Source organism: Streptomyces sp. TS71-3, assembly GCF_018327685.1.
Classification (GTDB): domain Bacteria; phylum Actinomycetota; class Actinomycetes; order Streptomycetales; family Streptomycetaceae; genus Streptomyces.
Genome location: NZ_BNEL01000001.1, coordinates 780,732 through 796,846 on the forward strand (window position 1 = coordinate 780,732; position 16,115 = coordinate 796,846).

At 73.7% G+C, this 16,115-nt stretch carries 12 protein-coding genes; 5 read left to right on the plus strand and 7 right to left on the minus strand.

The genetic code is table 11. From position 1 onward, the window contains the following. Positions 1-17: 17 nt before the first annotated feature. From Sm713_RS03370 to Sm713_RS03390, 5 genes are all read right to left on the minus strand, one after another. The gene (locus tag Sm713_RS03370) at positions 18-1,088 is read right to left on the minus strand and encodes a DUF4255 domain-containing protein (protein WP_212908195.1); all 1,071 of its coding nucleotides are present in this window, start codon (positions 1,086-1,088) and stop codon (positions 18-20) included. A gap of 151 nt (positions 1,089-1,239) precedes the next feature. Next, positions 1,240-2,130: a hypothetical protein gene (locus tag Sm713_RS03375; protein WP_249416054.1), complete on the minus strand. Its 891-nt coding sequence runs from the start codon at positions 2,128-2,130 to the stop codon at positions 1,240-1,242. Further along, positions 2,123-2,989, minus strand: coding sequence for a hypothetical protein (locus tag Sm713_RS03380; protein ID WP_212908196.1), 867 nt, complete (start codon positions 2,987-2,989; stop codon positions 2,123-2,125). Before Sm713_RS03380 ends, Sm713_RS03375 begins: the two co-directional genes overlap by 8 nt. A 110-nt stretch (positions 2,990-3,099) precedes the next feature. Then, positions 3,100-3,624 carry a phage tail protein gene (locus Sm713_RS03385; RefSeq protein WP_212908197.1) on the minus strand — a complete coding sequence of 175 codons (525 nt, stop codon included), beginning with the start codon at positions 3,622-3,624 and terminating at the stop codon, positions 3,100-3,102. A 42-nt stretch (positions 3,625-3,666) separates the two neighbouring features. Further along, a complete protein-coding gene (locus Sm713_RS03390; RefSeq protein WP_212908198.1) occupies positions 3,667-5,514 on the minus strand; it encodes a phage tail sheath C-terminal domain-containing protein in 1,848 nt (615 codons plus the stop codon). A 678-nt stretch (positions 5,515-6,192) separates the two neighbouring features. Here Sm713_RS03390 and sucC point away from each other — a divergent pair. From sucC to Sm713_RS03405, 3 genes are all read left to right on the plus strand, one after another. After that, complete coding sequence (gene sucC, locus Sm713_RS03395; protein WP_212908199.1) at positions 6,193-7,371, plus strand: ADP-forming succinate--CoA ligase subunit beta; 1,179 nt, start codon at positions 6,193-6,195, stop codon at positions 7,369-7,371. A 44-nt stretch (positions 7,372-7,415) separates the two neighbouring features. After that, complete coding sequence (gene sucD, locus Sm713_RS03400; RefSeq protein ID WP_212908200.1) at positions 7,416-8,297, plus strand: succinate--CoA ligase subunit alpha; 882 nt, start codon at positions 7,416-7,418, stop codon at positions 8,295-8,297. 384 nt (positions 8,298-8,681) lie between these two features. Further along, a complete protein-coding gene (locus Sm713_RS03405) occupies positions 8,682-10,934 on the plus strand; it encodes a DUF6350 family protein (RefSeq protein ID WP_212908201.1) in 2,253 nt (750 codons plus the stop codon). An 88-nt stretch (positions 10,935-11,022) separates the two neighbouring features. Here Sm713_RS03405 and Sm713_RS03410 read toward each other — a convergent pair whose 3' ends face one another. Then, on the minus strand, positions 11,023-12,132 hold the full coding sequence (locus Sm713_RS03410) for a hypothetical protein (RefSeq protein WP_249416055.1): 1,110 nt from the start codon (positions 12,130-12,132) through the stop codon (positions 11,023-11,025). A 673-nt stretch (positions 12,133-12,805) separates the two neighbouring features. Between Sm713_RS03410 and purN the strand changes: the two genes are divergently transcribed. Both purN and purH read left to right on the plus strand, forming a co-directional pair. Beyond that, positions 12,806-13,468, plus strand: coding sequence for a phosphoribosylglycinamide formyltransferase (gene purN, locus Sm713_RS03415; protein WP_212908202.1), 663 nt, complete (start codon positions 12,806-12,808; stop codon positions 13,466-13,468). A gap of 7 nt (positions 13,469-13,475) precedes the next feature. Beyond that, on the plus strand, positions 13,476-15,089 hold the full coding sequence (gene purH / locus Sm713_RS03420; RefSeq protein ID WP_374196027.1) for a bifunctional phosphoribosylaminoimidazolecarboxamide formyltransferase/IMP cyclohydrolase: 1,614 nt from the start codon (positions 13,476-13,478) through the stop codon (positions 15,087-15,089). 169 nt (positions 15,090-15,258) lie between these two features. On the opposite strand, the gene Sm713_RS03425 is transcribed toward purH, so the two are convergent. Then, positions 15,259-15,933, minus strand: a complete 675-nt coding sequence (locus Sm713_RS03425) for a hypothetical protein (protein WP_212908204.1) — start codon at positions 15,931-15,933, stop codon at positions 15,259-15,261. Positions 15,934-16,115: the final 182 nt, after the last annotated feature.

A 16,115-nucleotide genomic window follows, 5' to 3' on the forward strand; every position in this document is an offset into this window, starting at 1 on the left:
GGCCGCCGCACGGCCCGTCAGTTCTCTCCGCCGTCGGTGCTCTTCGGCCCCTGGGCACGCCTGCTCCGCGCCGCCGCGGATCTCTTCGCCACGGCCTTCTTCGCCGCGGCCGTGCCCGAACCAGTGCCCGAACCCGAGCCCGTTTGCCCCGTGGCGGCGCCCCGCCCCTGCTCTGCGCCGCTCGCCGCCTTCTTCGCGGACCTCCCGGCACGCGACGCGGTCTTCTTCGTGGCCGTCCGCTTCGTGGCCGCCGCGGCCTCCGGCCGCTCGGCATCCTCGCCCGAGCCGTCCCCGCCGCCCGCGGCCGTCGTGCCGCCGGGACCTGACGGGGCGTCCTGGCGCGCGCCGCCAGCCGTGCCCCCGGACCCGGCGGAGCCACCCGCCTCGTCACCGGACCCCGCGGCGGACCCACCCGGCACGCCCGCCGGCCTCCTGCCGGGCGGCACGTCGCCGATCCGCGGCGGCACCGGCGCTCCGGGCGCCCCGAACGGCAGCACCCGGATGCTGCTGCGCTCCACCGGCTTCCCGGGCACCGGCTTCTCGCGGCCGTCGATCAGCACGAGCGTCGCCGTGTAGACGACCGAGAGCGTGTACGGCGTCTGGTAGAGCATTCCCCAGAGCTTGGAGGTCTCGTCGACGTCCATGACCTGCGGTGTGAACCGCACCCGTTGAGGCGACGAGGCCAGGTCGCTGCCGTGCAGGAACGGCAGTTCGGCGGCCGCCTCGACGATGTCGTGGGGGAGCGTGGGGATCTCGTGCAGGGTGCGCACCACGGAACCGATCAGCCGCTGCCCGACCAGCTCGTTCTCCTCGCCGTACGCGCTGATCACGTAGTGCAGGTCGAGCGCCGCGGCGGCGCGCTTGAGGAGGGTGCCGTCGGAGGCGCGGGTGACCAGGTCGGCGTTGCGCATGTTGGGGTTCGGGGTGACCTGGTAGAGGAAGACGTTGATGGTCGGCTCCGGGGGCGGCTCGGCCGGCGGCTTGCGGGTCTCCACCGACACGGCGATGTCGATCTCCGGCCGCAGGTTGTTCTCCAGCAGCAGGGCCAAGGCCTGGGTCACATGTGCGATGGCGAGTGCGTTGCTCATGGTCTCGTTTCCTCGGTCCCCGTCACTTCCCTGCTCCTTCTCGTCCGCCGGTTGACGCCGCCCGAGGCCGCCCGCGGCCACCGCACCGGCGCCGCCCGCCCCTGCGCACCGCCCGTCCCCGGCCGCCCGGCTGCCGCCCGCACCACCCGGCTCACCGGCGTGCCTCCCCGTCCTGCCCGCGTCCGGCGAGATACTCCGCCAGGCTGACGGCGGGTCCCTGCCGCTCCTGCGCCGGCGCCGGGCGCCGCGCACCGGACCCCGCGCCGCCCGCGCTCACTTCGAGCCGTCCGATCTGCACATGAACGGTCCGCTCACCGCCGCGCGCTCCGCGCCGCCCGGCTGCCGCGCGCGCCGCCCCGCGCGCTGCCGTCGCGGCGTCGGCCGCGGCGGAGGGCCCCGCGCCGGTGGGGGCGGCCGGGGGAGCGACGGACGCGCCGGGCAGCAGGGCCGCGGCGGCGGGTGCCGGTGCGGCCGGTTCCGCGGTGTCGCGGCCGGTGCCGCGGCGTCCGGGCTCGGCGGGCCGCGGCGAGCGCGGCACGGGCGAGGCCGCGGGCCGCAGCAGGCCGGGCTCGTCGGGCGCCGGACGGGAGGCGGGGGCCTCGGCGGTGTCGTGGCCGGTGGCGCGCTCGGTGTGCGGCACCGTCCGCTCGTGCTCGGTGCGGATCTCGCGAAGGCTCCGGCCCGCCTCGCCGGGCCGCGGCACCGGGTCGCTCGCGGCGGGCCACAGCGCGGCCGTCTCCTCCTCGGCCCAGAGGTCGTCCGCGTCGCCGCGCACCGCCTCGACCCGCTCGAACGGGCCCGGCAGGCGCGGCCGTACCCGCACGACGTTCCCGGCCGGCCGCGCGGCCGGCACATGGCGGGCCAGCAGCCGGTCGAAGAAGTCCGGCGCACCGCCCGCCGCGGCCCCACCGGAGCCACCCGAGCCACCGACCGACCCGGAGCCACCGGCGGCACCGGAACCGCCGCCGGGTGCTCCGGACCCGCCGCCCGCACCGGAGCCGCCGGCCCCGGGCCCGCCGGCCCCCGTGGTCTGCTCAGGCATCGGCACACAGCTCCAGGTAGTAGCGGCGCCGCAGCGGGCTGAGCGCCAGGATCTGGGGCTCGCTCCACCCGTAGGCGGAAGCGAGCAGATGGACGTCGAGCAGCAGGTCGCGGGCCCAGGCGTCCAGCTCGGACCAGAGGTACGAGGCGATGTCCAGCTCGGCGCGGGTGACCTCGCCGCACTCCGGGCAGGCGATGCCGAACGTGACGTCGGCGCCCGGGTCGGCACGCTCGGCGGCCTCGGCGAGCGCACGCTGCACGGCGGACGGCAGCAGCCCCGCGGCCCGGCGCGCGTCGACCGGGGCGCCGTCCCGCACCGCCGAGACGAGGCAGCGCTCCAGCAGGACCCGCCGCGCGACGGCGGTGGGCGACACATCGGCTCCCGTCCCGCCCGTCGTCGTCACGCCGTCCCCCTGGACCGCACCGCCCGAACCCGAACCCAAGCCCGAGCCCGATCCCGCACGCGCCGCCGATCCCGCGGCGGCCGCCGCGGCGGCGACGTCCGCCACGGTGGGTGGCCGGAAGGCGACCTCCCAGCCGCCCGCCACCACCCGCAGCGGCTCGTCGCCGGCCGCCGCGGACTCCGCGAACCGCCCGGCGAACCCCGCGGCGTCCAGCTCGAACTCCATCGCGGCGGAACAGGACGCGCACTCCAGGCGCACCTGCATGCGCTCGCCGAACAGCGCCCGGCGCAGCGCGAGGAGGTCCGCCTCCCGCGCGCCGACCGGCAGCGCCGCCAGCGCCTCGTCGCCCGCGGCGGGGCGGGCGGCGCGGTGCAGCAGGCGCGTCCGGGCCGGGCCGCGCCGGGCGAGTCCCGCCTCCCAGGTGGCCAGCAGCTCCGCGGGCTCCGTCACCGTCATGTACGTCCTCGCGCTCAGGATCGTGCTCGTGCTCGTGCTCGTGCTCGTCCTCGGGTTCGTGCTCGGGCGCGCGCCCAGGCCCAGGCCCGGGCCCCGGCCCGGACCCGCGCTCAGGCCGGGTTGGTGAACGAGGGCTCCTCGGGCTCGGGCACCTCGTAGTCCCGCTCCCAGCCCTCGCACTCCAGCTTCAGGCTCTGGATGGCCACCGCGTTGGCGTTGGCGTCCATCTCGCCCAGCACCTGGTACTCGCTCGGCCAGCTCCGGTAGAGCTTGTGCGAGACGGCGACCTGGCCGGCCTCGTTCAGGACCTGGATGACGATGTCCTTGCGGAAGTCGGCGAGCGACACCTCGGAGCCGAGGCCGGCCCCGACCTGCCAGACCTTGTTGGCCCAGCGGTCGAACTCCGGGTCGTGCGTGACCCCGCGCTCCAGCGTGATGCCGTCGAACTCGGAGCGGCCCGGGGACTTCCGCGGCGAGCTGGGGTCGCCGCCGTTCCTGTGCTTGACCACCTCGGTGGTCCGCTTCAGCGGGCTGATCTTGCTGATGCCCGCGACCGTCCGCCCGTCCCAGAGGACCAGGAACTTGAAGTTCTTGTACGGGTCGAAACGATGGGCGTTGACGATGAATTCAGCCATCGGATTCCTCTGCGTCCCTCACGTTCGTGTCCCTCACGTTCCTCAGAGCTGGAACTGGCCGGCGAGCTGCTGGATCTTCACGACCACGAACTCGGCCGGTTTCACGGGTGCGATGCCGACCAGGACGTTCACCACGCCGTTCGCGAGGTCCTCGTCGGTCGTCGTGTCCTTGTCGCACTTCACGAAGTACGCCTCGCGCGGGGTGGTGCCCTTGAACGCGCCCTGTCGGAACAGGTTGTTGAGGTACGCGGAGGCGTTCAGGCGGATCTGCTGCCAGAGCTGCTCGTCGTTCGGCTCGAAGACCACCCACTGCAGGCCGCGCCGCAGCGACTCCTCGACGTACAGGGCGAGGCGCCGCACCGGCACGTACGCCCACTCGCTGTCCAGCGCGTCCGTGCCCGCGAGGGTGCGCGCGCCCCAGACCAGCGGGCCGACGACCGGGAAGGTGCGCAGGCAGTTGATGCCGAGCGGGTTCAGCAGGCCGTTCTCCCGGTCGGTGAGGCGGACCGTGAGCGAGTGCACGCCCGCGAGGCGCGCCTCCGTGCCGGCCGGTGCCTTCCACACGCCGCGCTCGCTGTCCGTGCGCGCGATCACGCCGGCCACCGCGCCGGACGGCGGGAAGGACCGCAGCCGCCCGGTGAGCGGGTCGGTGAGCTGGATGTGCGGGAAGTACAGGCCCGCGTGGTCGTCCCTGACGGCGTCGAACGCGGCGACGCCGGCCCGGGCGGAGTCCACGCTGACCCAGGTGGCCGGCGCGTCCACCAGCAGGAAGATCCGGCGCTCCGCGCAGAGCCGCTGGGCGGCGGAGACGACGGTGACGGTGTCGTCCACGGACTCGTATCCGGCCAGCTCGGGCAGGACCAGCAGGTTGACGTCGTCGACGTCGCGCAGGGCCTGGATGCCGGTCTTGCGGGCCTCGCTGCCGATCAGGTCGCGCGGCCCCGGCGCCTCGCCGTCCTCGCCGCCCTCCAGCGGGAACACCGGCGGGTTGACGGACGCCTCAAGGCCGAGGTCGTTGGCCGACTCGCCGAGGAACCGCACGGTGTCGCCGGGGTCCGTGGAGCCCGCGACGACCTGGAGGCGGGAGCCGAACGCGGTGACCTCGGCCGCCGCGAAGGCGTGCCGTCCCGGCGCGTCCGGCTGGGCGCGCAGCTTGCGCTCCAGCAGGTGCGCCAGCTCGGCGACCCCGTGCGGGGCCTCGCCGTCGCAGTCCGGGTCGTAGAGCGTGAACTCGCGCTCGACGTCGCCGATCTTCACGGTGAGGTCCACCGCGAGGTGCGGCAGGCGGTGGCCGAAAGGTTTCGAGACGGTGCCCGACGGGTCGGGCCGGTCGTCGCCCTTCGACTCGACGCGGATCAGCCGGGAGCCGGCGTTCACGACGGTCTCGGCGAAGCGGTCGTCGCCGGAGTCGGCGGAGAGGTTGGAGAAGACCTCCCGGGCGTCGCCCTTGGCGTCGTACACCCGGAGGTTGAAGGTTTCATCACACTGGGCCGTGTCGTAGTCGACCAGCACCCGCAGGCCGTTGCCCCAGGCTCCGGGTTCGCGTGCGTACACGGCGAGGGCCGCCGACTCGCCCCGGCCCTCGGTGGACTCCAGCGTGACGGAGGCCGGCTTGCCGCTGCCGGCCCTGGCGACACGGACGATCACGGCGACCGTGCCGCCGTTGCCGAAGAACTGGTGGACCGCGTAACCGACGGCGCTGCGGCTGCTCAGGCCGCCGAAGCGGCGCTCGAAGTCGGCGAAGCTGGTGACGCGGACCGGTTCGTTCAGCGGCCCGCGCCGGGTGTGGCCCACGAAGGCGGTGACCGAGGTGGTGACGGTCTGGATGGTGCGGACGCTGCTGGGAAGCTCTTCGACGTAGACGCCGGGGTACGACGGGATCGTCGGCATTCCCCCTCCTATCCCTTCCGGTACCGGGTGACGGACACCAAGAGGTGGCGGAGGGGGGTCCAGCGCACGGCGTGCGGACCGTGTCGACGCACGGTCACACTCGACGCATCCAGTTCTCCCCCGTACATGCCCGGCCACGTCCCCTCCGGGGCTGGGCAATGTGCCTGTTTCTCCTGATGCGTGCTGCTCAAGTCAGTGTTCTTGGCGGCTCGTTGGGAGACAAGGCGGCGTTCCGGTCACTCAGTGCGGAGGTTGTGTGATGGTTCGGGCGCGAGTCGTCCACAATTGGTGGAGTGGTGACTGTCGGCACCCTGTGACCGGTATCACCGCCGTCGTGTGATCCGTGATTTAGGGAGCGCCTGCGTACGGCGATAGCCTGCCAACCGGACATGCCGCGTGCCCGGTCACGGAGTACGCCACCCGGCGCCTCCTGCCAGGCACCGAGGGTGCCGGAGAGGACACTCCCCGGTCCGCTCGGACCCGGCCGGGGGCACCTCCCGGACCCCTGGGGCACCGGGAGATCCCGAGCAGTGACAAGTGACGGCAGAGACAGCGGTGACAGCGCAGTCACGTTGCCCCTCGCGGCACGCCCACGAGATGGGCCTCCCCCGCCCTCAAGGCGGTGGGGGAGCAGGCAGCCGACGCCATATGGCGAGATCACGATAGGGACGGACGCGCGTGGACCTGTTCGAGTACCAGGCGAGGGACCTCTTCGCCAAGCACGGTGTACCGGTGCTGGCCGGTGAAGTCATCGACACGCCTGAGGCGGCGCGCGCGGTGGCCGAGCGACTGGGCGGCCGTGCCGTCGTCAAGGCGCAGGTGAAGACCGGTGGCCGGGGCAAGGCCGGCGGCGTGAAGCTGGCCGCCGACCCCGAGGACGCGGTGGCCAAGGCCGGCCAGATCCTCGGCATGGACATCAAGGGCCACACGGTCCACAAGGTCATGCTGGCCGAGACGGCGGACATCGCGGAGGAGTACTACGTCTCCTTCCTGCTGGACCGCACCAACCGCACCTTCCTCGCCATGGCCTCCGTCGAGGGCGGCGTGGAGATCGAGGAGGTGGCGGTCAGCAACCCCGAGGCGCTCGCCAAGGTCCCGGTCGACGCCATCGACGGCGTCACCGACGAGAAGGCCCGCGAGATCGTCGCGGCGGCCAGGTTCCCGGCCGAGCTCACCGACCAGGTGGTCGAGGTGCTGAAGACCCTGTGGACGGTCTTCGTCAACGAGGACGCCCTGCTGGTCGAGGTGAACCCGCTGGTCAAGACCGGCGACGGCAAGGTCATCGCGCTGGACGGCAAGGTCTCCCTGGACGAGAACGCCGCCTTCCGCCAGCCCGACCACGAGGCCCTGGAGGACAAGGCCGCGGCCGACCCGCTGGAGGCCGCCGCCAAGGCCAAGAACCTCAACTACGTCAAGCTCGACGGCGAGGTCGGCATCATCGGCAACGGCGCGGGCCTGGTCATGTCCACGCTCGACGTGGTCGCCTACGCCGGCGAGCAGCACGGCGGCGTGAAGCCCGCGAACTTCCTCGACATCGGCGGCGGCGCCTCCGCCCAGGTGATGGCCAACGGCCTGGAGATCATCCTGGGCGACCCGGCCGTCAAGTCCGTCTTCGTCAACGTCTTCGGCGGCATCACCGCCTGCGACGAGGTCGCCAACGGCATCGTGCAGGCCCTTGAGCTGCTGAAGAACAAGGGCGAGGACGTCAGCAAGCCCCTCGTCGTGCGCCTCGACGGGAACAACGCCGAGCTGGGTCGCAAGATCCTCTCCGACGCCGACCACCCCCTCGTCCAGCGGGTGGACACCATGGACGGCGCGGCCGACAAGGCTGCCGAGCTCGCAGCCGCCGCGCGCTGACCGCGCGTCCCCCACCCTTACGACAAGGAAACGATCAGCAAGCCATGGCTATCTTCCTCACCAAGGACAGCAAGGTCATCGTCCAGGGCATGACCGGGGCGACCGGCATGAAGCACACCCGCCTGATGCTCGGCGACGGCACCAACGTGGTCGGCGGCGTGAACCCGCGCAAGGCCGGCACCTCCGTCGACTTCGATGGCACGGAGATCCCCGTCTTCGGCTCCGTCAAGGACGCCATCGACAAGACCGGTGCCGACGTCACGGTGATCTTCGTTCCCGAGAAGTTCACCAAGGACGCCGTCATCGAGGCGATCGACGCGGAGATCCCGCTGGCCGTCGTGATCACCGAGGGCATCGCGGTGCACGACTCCGCGTCCTTCTGGGCGTACGCCGGCAAGAAGGGCAACAAGACCCGGATCATCGGCCCCAACTGCCCCGGCATCATCACGCCCGGCCAGTCCAACGTCGGCATCATCCCCGGCGACATCACCAAGCCCGGCCGCATCGGCCTGGTCTCGAAGTCCGGCACGCTGACGTACCAGATGATGTACGAGCTGCGTGACATCGGCTTCTCGACCGCCATCGGCATCGGCGGCGACCCGGTGATCGGCACCACGCACATCGACGCGCTGGGGGCGTTCCAGGCCGACCCCGACACCGACCTGATCGTGATGATCGGCGAGATCGGCGGCGACGCGGAGGAGCGGGCGGCCGACTTCATCAAGGCGAACGTCACCAAGCCGGTCGTCGGCTACGTCGCGGGCTTCACGGCCCCCGAGGGCAAGACGATGGGCCACGCGGGCGCCATCGTCTCCGGTTCGTCGGGCACGGCCCAGGCGAAGAAGGAGGCGCTGGAGGCCGCCGGTGTGAAGGTCGGCAAGACGCCGACGGAGACGGCGCGACTGGCGCGCGAACTCCTCGGCTGAGTATTCGGCTGACGCCGAGCAGGGCCCGCCTCCCGCGTTGGGGGCGGGCCCTTTTGCTGGGGTGCGGACGGCCCCCTCGGGGGCGCCTCTGATCGGGGCTGCGCCCCGGCCCACCCAGGGGTGCGGGGAACTGCGCGATCAGCCACGACGATGCCGTCAGGTCGTCACCGTCCCGAGGGGGCTGATTCTGTCGTGTTCGGACCACCGGCCGGTGGGTGGTTGCTCGCGTAGTTCCCCGCGCCCCTTGTGGGGCGGGCCCGTACGTGGGGTTGCAGCCCCGCGCCCCCTGGGTGGGCCGGGGCGGAGCCCCGTGTCGCCGGGCACCGGCAGACGACACTTCCGTTATGAGGGCATTGCGCCGTAAATGCCCGACTCGCTGGGACCATGGCCGACGTGCCCCAGATGATCAACCGCCGAGTCTCCCTGCCACCCCTGCTCGCCGAGCTCTCCCAGGCCCCGGAGCGCTCGCCCGGCCCCCTGGCCGCGCTGGCCGGCGGGGCGCTGGCTGCGGGGCTCGGGCTCGGCCTGGTGGTCACCCTGGTGATGGTCCTGTGGATCACCTCCCCCTACCCGGACAGCGGCCTGCACGGCGCGCTGCACGTGGCGGCGTCCCTGTGGCTCCTGGCGCACGGCGTCGAACTCCTCAGGCACGGCGGCCACTCCGGCGCCCCGGCCCCCGTGGCGGTCACCCCGCTGCTGCTGGCGGTCCTGCCGCTCTGGCTCGCCTACCGGGCGGCCCGCGACGCGGCGAGCCCCGAGACGGACGACGGCGCCGGACACCCTCGTACCGCGGCCCCCGCCCCCACGGGCGCGGACGGCATGGGTCCAGAGCGCACGGGTGCCGGTGCGCGGGCCGCGCGCGAGAGGGGCCGCGGGGCGCGGCGCGCGGCCGTCCGGTCCGTCTGGCCCTCGGCGCACTCCGCGTGGTGGGGCGTGATGACGGGATACCTGCTGGTCGCGGCGGTCACCGCGGCGTACGCGAGTGGAGGCTCACTACGGCCCGTCTGGGCGAGCGCGGGCGTGCGCATGCCGGTGCTGCTGGGGCTCGTGGTCACGGCGGGCGTGTGGCGGGCCCGCGCCCGCCTGCGTGCCGCGCGCCCGGCCCGCGCGCACCGCACCGTACGGGGCCTGCGGGCCCGCCGGACCTGGCGCCCCGCGGTCCGCAGAACCCGCCCCGCCGCTCCCGAGGCGCCCCAGTCGGCGCTGACGGTCGGCCGGGGCGCCATCGTCCTGCACCGCTCCGTGCCCACGAGCCCGGACCGGGGCCAGGCGACGGACCCCGCGCCCGCGGTGAACGCGCCCACCTCGGCTTCCGGCACGCGCCGCCCCGCTCCCGCGCTCGCCCTCGCCAAGGCGCCGGGAACCGTCACGGCGGATTCCGGCGGCACCGAACCCTCCGCGACCGATCAGGGGCCCCCGGCCCCGGGCCGTCCGACCAGTGAGGACGGGCCGGGCACGGGGCCGAGTGAGGATGCGCCCGAAGCGGAGGCGAGCGAGGGAGAGCCATGCGCCGCGGCGAACGACGAGCCGTCCCGCGCCGGGAAGGCCGACGACGCGTCCCCCGCCGGGGACCCCGAAGAGCCATCCCGCAGCGGCCTGGGCGACCGGGCCTCCTCTGCCGGAACGAGCAACACGGCCTCCCCTGCTCAGACGGGCAAGGCGGGCACCCCCGCCGGAACGAGCACCGCAGCCACGCCAGCCGGGACAGGCAAGCCGGCTTCCTCTGCCGGGACAAGCACCGCACCCTCCCCCACGGGAACGAGCGAACCGCCACCCCCCACCAAGACAAGCGACAAACCCTCCCGCCCCAAGCCGCCCCGCACCCCGCCCCGCCCCAAGACCACCGCCGCAAAGGTGGCCCGGGACGCCGCTGCCGTTGCCGGGCCGTCGGAGCGGGCGATGGCGCGCAGGCGGCTGCGGGCGACCGTGCGGGCGGCCACCACGGCCACCTACGTGCTGCTCACCGGCGGCGTGCTCCTCGCGTTGATCCCGCTGCTGTACCGGCAGCAGGAGGCCCGCACGGCGTTCCTGCACCTCGCGCAGGACAACGCGGGCCGGGCCGCCGTCGCCCTGCTGGTGCTCGCGCTGGTGCCGAACGTGGCGGTCTTCGGGGCGTCGTTCGCCCTCGGGCCCGGTTTCCTGCTCGGTACGAGCCATCTGATCGCCCCGCTGGGCACCGCCCCGGTTCCGTTCCTGCCGGGTGCGCCGCGCCTGCCCGTGCTGCCCGCCGAGGGCTACGGAGCCCCGTTCACCTGGGCTGTGGGCGTGGTGCCGCTCGCCGGGGGCCTCGCGCTGGCGTGGCGCACGGCGAATGCCGCGGCACCGGCGTACGGGGAGCGGGAGGACGCCTGGAGCTGGGGGCGTACGGCGCTGGTCGCGATGGGCGCGGCGGTGCTGTGCGGGGCCTTCACGGCCGCGCTGTGCGCTCTCGCGGGCGGGCCCATGGGCGTGCGCGAACTGGCCCGCTTCGGGCCGATCTGGTGGCAGCCCGGTGTCGCGGCCACGGCGTGGACGCTGGTCGTGGGGACGCCGGCCGTGCTGATCCTGCGGGCGTGGCGGGTGCGCGCCCGGGCCCGGGTGCTCAGACGGCTTGCGTGGGCGCTCCGGCCCGGCGGACGCCGGCACGCCGGCCACTGACACGGCGGGCGCGAAACACTGCGGCCGCGAAAGCCGCTCCGGCACCTCGCCCCCCTCGCTCCCCAGGGACGGAACCTCGGACGGGGTCCTATCCCTGCGCGCCGAGGATCGCCCGCAAATCCTCCGGCAGGAGGCGGTCGCAGGAGTGCTTGGCCGACGAGGTCAGCGCGTCGTTCACGCACGTGTAGTAGTCGTGGTAGACGAACTGTGCCGTGAAGGTCGCGGCGACCATCGCCAGTGCCAGGGACGCCGTCACCAGCCCGCTGACCGCGGCCGTGGTCTGCGGGCGCGCGCCGGACACGGAACCGGATGCAGAACCGGACGCGGAAGCCGCAGCGGAACCACCGGGGGCAGCCGAGCCCGCGGCCCCGGACTGCCCGGCCGCCGCGGCGGCCCCGGACTGCCCGGCCGCCGCGGCGGCGGGCGCCGAGGGGTCCGGCTTGCGCTGCTTGGCGCGCAGCGAGCTGACACCCCAGTAGAGCGCCAGGACACCGAGCAGCAGCGCCAGCTCCCGCCATCCGAAGAGCGCGAAGAAGAACGCCCACATGCCGCTCAGCAGGGCATACCGGGCACGCCGCTGCGCCGGGTCCGTCGGGTCCCAGCGCAGACCGCTGCCTCCCTGTCCCGACGGGTCCTCGGGGCCGCCCTGGCTGCCGGGCCGCTCGCCGAACCGGCCGGTGGACCGGCCGGGCTGCTGGTTGCTCCACTGGCTGCCCCAGGGGGAGCGGCCGCCGCGGTCCTCGCCGGAACCGGAGTGCGAACCGGAGCCGCCCGCGGGCGGCCGCGGCTGCCAGGGCCGGTCCGGCGTGCCCTCGGGCGGCGGGGCGAAGGGGTTGTCCTCCTGCCCGCGCGCCCGTCCGCGCCTCCGCGCGCCACTGCCCGCATCCGAGCCGCCCGCCGAGCCTGAGCCGTCCGTCGTGCCCGCGTCCTGCGTACCCGTGCCGTGCTCCCCGCCCGGACCGGGCGCTGCGCCGGACCCGGTCGCCGTACCGGCCGCGGCGGCGGCGCCTTCCGCGCCTTCCGCCCCCGGACCCGCCGTGCCCTGCTCACCCGTCTCCTGCGAATCCGCGTACGAGCGGCCCCGCTGCGACGCGGAGTGCTGCTCGCGGAGGAGGGGAGCCCCGCGCTCACCGCCCCACGGCGCCCCGGGCGCGCAGGGCTGCGTGGGCAGCTGAAGGAGGCGGAGGCTTAGGGGCATCGGAGGTGTGTCTTCCCTCGGTCGTGAGCGATTCGGTCGTGAGCGATGGTGTTGTGTCGATCTGTCCGTCTGTCCGTCTGTCTGTCCGTACCCGGCGTGCACGGCATGCACGGTGCACATGGCGCACGCGGCAGACCAGGCGTACCGGGCGTGCCGGTGGCTCCACGGGCACCGAGCGCGGCGCGGGCCCGGCCCGCTCCCGTACCGGCCGGCCCGCCGGTGACAGCGCCGCGGACCGGACCAGGGCCCTGGTACGACCCTGCCCTGCCAACGACCGGAGCACCCGCAGCGTTCCCGTACGGAGTCGTGCCGTTCCCCTGTGGAGTCGTACCCGTCCCCCCGTGGAACTGTCCATGGAGCTGCGTTCGGAACTGTCCATGAGGCGCGTTGTCGGTGCCCTGAGCCATGACGGTCCTTGCGGAGCCACCCCAGACGCTACCTCCAGGTCACGTATCCGTGGCGAGGGGGCCGCTGCGCGGTGCCGGTATCGTTTGTGGCGTCGGCCGCTTCGTGAGGTTCGCCGTACCCGTACTCCGGGAGGCGAAGTCCTCGTACGGCCCCGCGAACCCGTGCGGCCCGGCGGACGTACAACGCCGTACGGCCGCCCGCCGCCCACCGCTGGCCGGGCCGGCCGCCGGGCGGTCCCGGCACCGCCCGTGACCGCAACAGCTCTGTGAGAAAGGGCCCCACCGTGGCTCCCACTGAGGCCGTCAAGCGCCTCGTCGTGCTGGTCTCCGGCTCCGGCACCAACCTTCAGGCCCTGCTGGACGCCGTCGCGGCCCGCGGCCCCGAGGCGTACGGCGCCCGGATCGTCGCCGTGGGCGCCGACCGGCACTCCGCCACCGGTCTGGAGCGTGCACGCGGCGCGGGGCTGCCCACGTTCGTGTGCCGCGTGGCGGACCACGGGAGCCGTGCCGAGTGGGACGCGGCGCTCACCGCGGCCGTCGCCGCGTACCGGCCGGACCTGGTGGTCTCCGCGGGCTTCATGAAGATCCTGGGCAAGGAGTTCCTCGCCCGGTTCGGCGGCCGGACCGTCAACACCCATCCCGCGCTGCTGCCCAGCTTCCCCGGGGCGCACGGCGTGCGGGACGCGCTGGCGTACGGCGCCAGGGTCACCGGCTGCACCGTCCACTTCGTCGACGACGGCGTCGACACGGGACCGATCATCGCGCAGCGCGCGGTCGAGGTGGTCGAGGAGGACACCGAGGAGGGCGAGGCCGCCCTCCATGAGCGCATCAAGGACGTCGAGCGACGGCTGCTCGTCGATGTCGTGGGGCGACTGGCCCGGCACGGCTACCGCATCGAGGGACGAAAGGTAATGCTGCCCGATGAGTGATGAGGGCGTGACCACCGAGACCACCGGCACAGCGGGTACCGGCGGTGCAGCAGGTTCGACCGGGGGCGACGGCTCGCGCGTGCCCATCCGGCGGGCGCTGGTCAGCGTCTACGACAAGACCGGCCTGGAGGACCTGGCGCGCGGCCTGCACGAGGCGGGCGTCGAGCTGGTGTCGACCGGCTCCACCGCGGCCCGGATCGCCGCCGCCGGCGTACCCGTCACCAAGGTCGAGGACCTGACCGGCTTCCCCGAGTGCCTGGACGGCCGCGTCAAGACGCTGCACCCGCGCGTGCACGCCGGCCTGCTCGCCGACCTCCGCCTCGCCGACCACCGCCGGCAGTTGGAGGAGCTGGACATCGAGCCGTTCCAGCTGTTCGTCGGCAACCTCTACCCGTTCCGGGAGACCGTGGCCTCCGGCGCCTCGCCCGACGAGTGCGTGGAGCAGATCGACATCGGCGGCCCCTCCATGGTGCGCGCCGCCGCCAAGAACCACCCCTCCGTCGCCGTCGTCACCAGCCCCGAGCGGTACGGCGACGTGCTCGCCGCGGTCCGCGCGGGCGGCTTCGACCTGACGGCGCGTAAACGCCTCGCGGCGGAGGCGTTCCAGCACACCGCCGCGTACGACGTCGCCGTCGCCACCTGGTTCGCCGACGGGTACGCCCCGGCCGACGACACCGGCCACCCCGACTTCCTCGGCGCCGTCTACCAGCGGAAGAACGTGCTGCGTTACGGCGAGAACCCGCACCAGGGCGCCGCGCTCTACGTCGACGGCACCGGCGGCCTCGCCGAGGCGGAGCAGGTGCACGGCAAGGAGATGTCGTACAACAACTACACGGACACGGACGCCGCCCTGCGCGCCGCGTACGACCACTCCGAGCCGTGCGTCGCCATCATCAAGCACGCCAACCCGTGCGGCATCGCGATCGGCGCGGACGTCGCCGAGGCGCACCGCAAGGCGCACGCCTGCGACCCGGTCTCCGCCTACGGCGGCGTCATCGCCGTCAACCGCCCCGTCTCCAAGGAGATGGCCGAGCAGGTCGCGGACATCTTCACCGAGGTCATCGTGGCCCCCGGCTACGAGGACGGCGCCCTGGAGGCGCTCACCAAGAAGAAGAACATCCGGGTGCTGCGCACTCCCCGCGGCCCGGTGGCCGAGGTCGAGGTGCGCGGCATCGACGGCGGCGCGCTGCTCCAGGCCGCCGACCGGTTCCAGGCCGAGGGCGACGACCCGGCGGCCTGGACGCTGGCGGCCGGTGACGCGCTCACCGAGGCGGAGCTGCGCGAGCTGGCGTTCGCGTGGCGGGCCTGCCGGGCCGTGAAGTCCAACGCGATCCTGCTCGCCAAGGACGGCGCCAGCGTGGGCGTCGGCATGGGCCAGGTCAACCGCGTGGACTCCTGCAAGCTGGCCGTGGAGCGCGCGGGCGCCGAGCGCGCCCAGGGCTCGTTCGCCGCGTCGGACGCGTTCTTCCCGTTCCCCGACGGGCCGGAGATCCTGATCGCCGCCGGCGTGAAGGCGATCGTCCAGCCGGGCGGGTCGATCCGCGACGAGCAGGCGGTCGAGGCGGCGCAGAAGGCGGGCGTGACGATGTACTTCACCGGGACGCGGCACTTCTTCCACTGAGGCGTTCCGCGTGGGCTCCGCGCGGGTTCCGCTCAGGTGCGACGCGGGCCGGACGGGCCCGGAGGACCCGCGGGGTACGAGCGTGCCGGTGAAGCACGCTCGTACCCCGGGAGCGGTGTCCGTACCGCGGCTCGCCGCGGGTCGCGAACCGTTCGGAACCGGTTCGGGGTCAGTACCTGGGGCGGTTGAACCAGGCGGTGGCCCGCCCGCCCACCATCGACGCGAGGATGATGCCGGCGATGGCGAGCGAGATGATGCCGCCGAACGTCGCGGATCCGTTCGCGCCGTTGACCATGTTCCCGATGCCGCCGACGATCATCAGCGACGCGTAGACGATCGTCACGACGCGGATGGCGCCGCCGCCGGTCTTGAACTTCACGCCGAGGAAGATCGACAGCACCCCGAGCGCCAGCAGCACCAACGCGAGGACGATACCGAGGCCCGCCGCCACGCTGCTGGACTCGCCGCTGCCCACGACGTTCGACGCGTCCTGGAGGGCGCCGATGACGATCCCCGCGATGAGGCCGAACAGGATCTGGAGGCCGGCGAGGATGAAGAGCAGCACCCGGGCCGTCTTCATCAGGCCCGGCATCTCCATGGGCATGCCCGGTCCGCCGGGGTAGGCCGGATAACCCGGGTAGTTCTGGTAGTTCTGGTTCGGGTTCGGGTAACCGGGCTGCCCCTGCGGGGCCCCCGGGTAGCCGTACCCGGGTTGGCCCTGCGGGGCCTGCGGATACCCGTAACCGGGCTGGCCCTGGGGCTGCGGAGGCCCCGGGGGATAGCCCTGGCCCGGGGGTTGCTCGGGTGGTGGGCCGTAGGGGTTGTTCGGTTCGCCGAAGCTCATCGGACGGTTCCTCCGTGGAAGTGCGGGGACGGCGCGGTTCGCGCGAAGGAGGAAGGCGGTATGGAAGCGGCCCCGTCCCCCCGGCACAGTCCGCGGTACTGCATCGTCAATCGTTATAAAAGGCCGAGCATATTGTCCAGCCGCATTCCGAATGTGTTGTGTAAGCGCAACCTCACCGATCA

Excerpts from the sequence above, each read along its gene's own strand:
- Sm713_RS03405 (WP_212908201.1), top strand. The coding sequence starts at position 8,682 with ATGGCCGACGTGCCCCAGATGATCAACCGCCGAGTCTCCCTGCCACCC.
- Sm713_RS03380 (WP_212908196.1), bottom strand. The coding sequence starts at position 2,989 with ATGACGGTGACGGAGCCCGCGGAGCTGCTGGCCACCTGGGAGGCGGGA.
- Sm713_RS03410 (WP_249416055.1), bottom strand. The coding sequence starts at position 12,132 with ATGCCCCTAAGCCTCCGCCTCCTTCAGCTGCCCACGCAGCCCTGCGCG.
- Sm713_RS03385 (WP_212908197.1), bottom strand. The coding sequence starts at position 3,624 with ATGGCTGAATTCATCGTCAACGCCCATCGTTTCGACCCGTACAAGAAC.
- sucD (WP_212908200.1), top strand. The coding sequence starts at position 7,416 with ATGGCTATCTTCCTCACCAAGGACAGCAAGGTCATCGTCCAGGGCATG.
- Sm713_RS03370 (WP_212908195.1), bottom strand. The coding sequence starts at position 1,088 with ATGAGCAACGCACTCGCCATCGCACATGTGACCCAGGCCTTGGCCCTG.
- Sm713_RS03390 (WP_212908198.1), bottom strand. The coding sequence starts at position 5,514 with ATGCCGACGATCCCGTCGTACCCCGGCGTCTACGTCGAAGAGCTTCCC.
- Sm713_RS03375 (WP_249416054.1), bottom strand. The coding sequence starts at position 2,130 with ATGCCTGAGCAGACCACGGGGGCCGGCGGGCCCGGGGCCGGCGGCTCC.
- Sm713_RS03425 (WP_212908204.1), bottom strand. The coding sequence starts at position 15,933 with ATGAGCTTCGGCGAACCGAACAACCCCTACGGCCCACCACCCGAGCAA.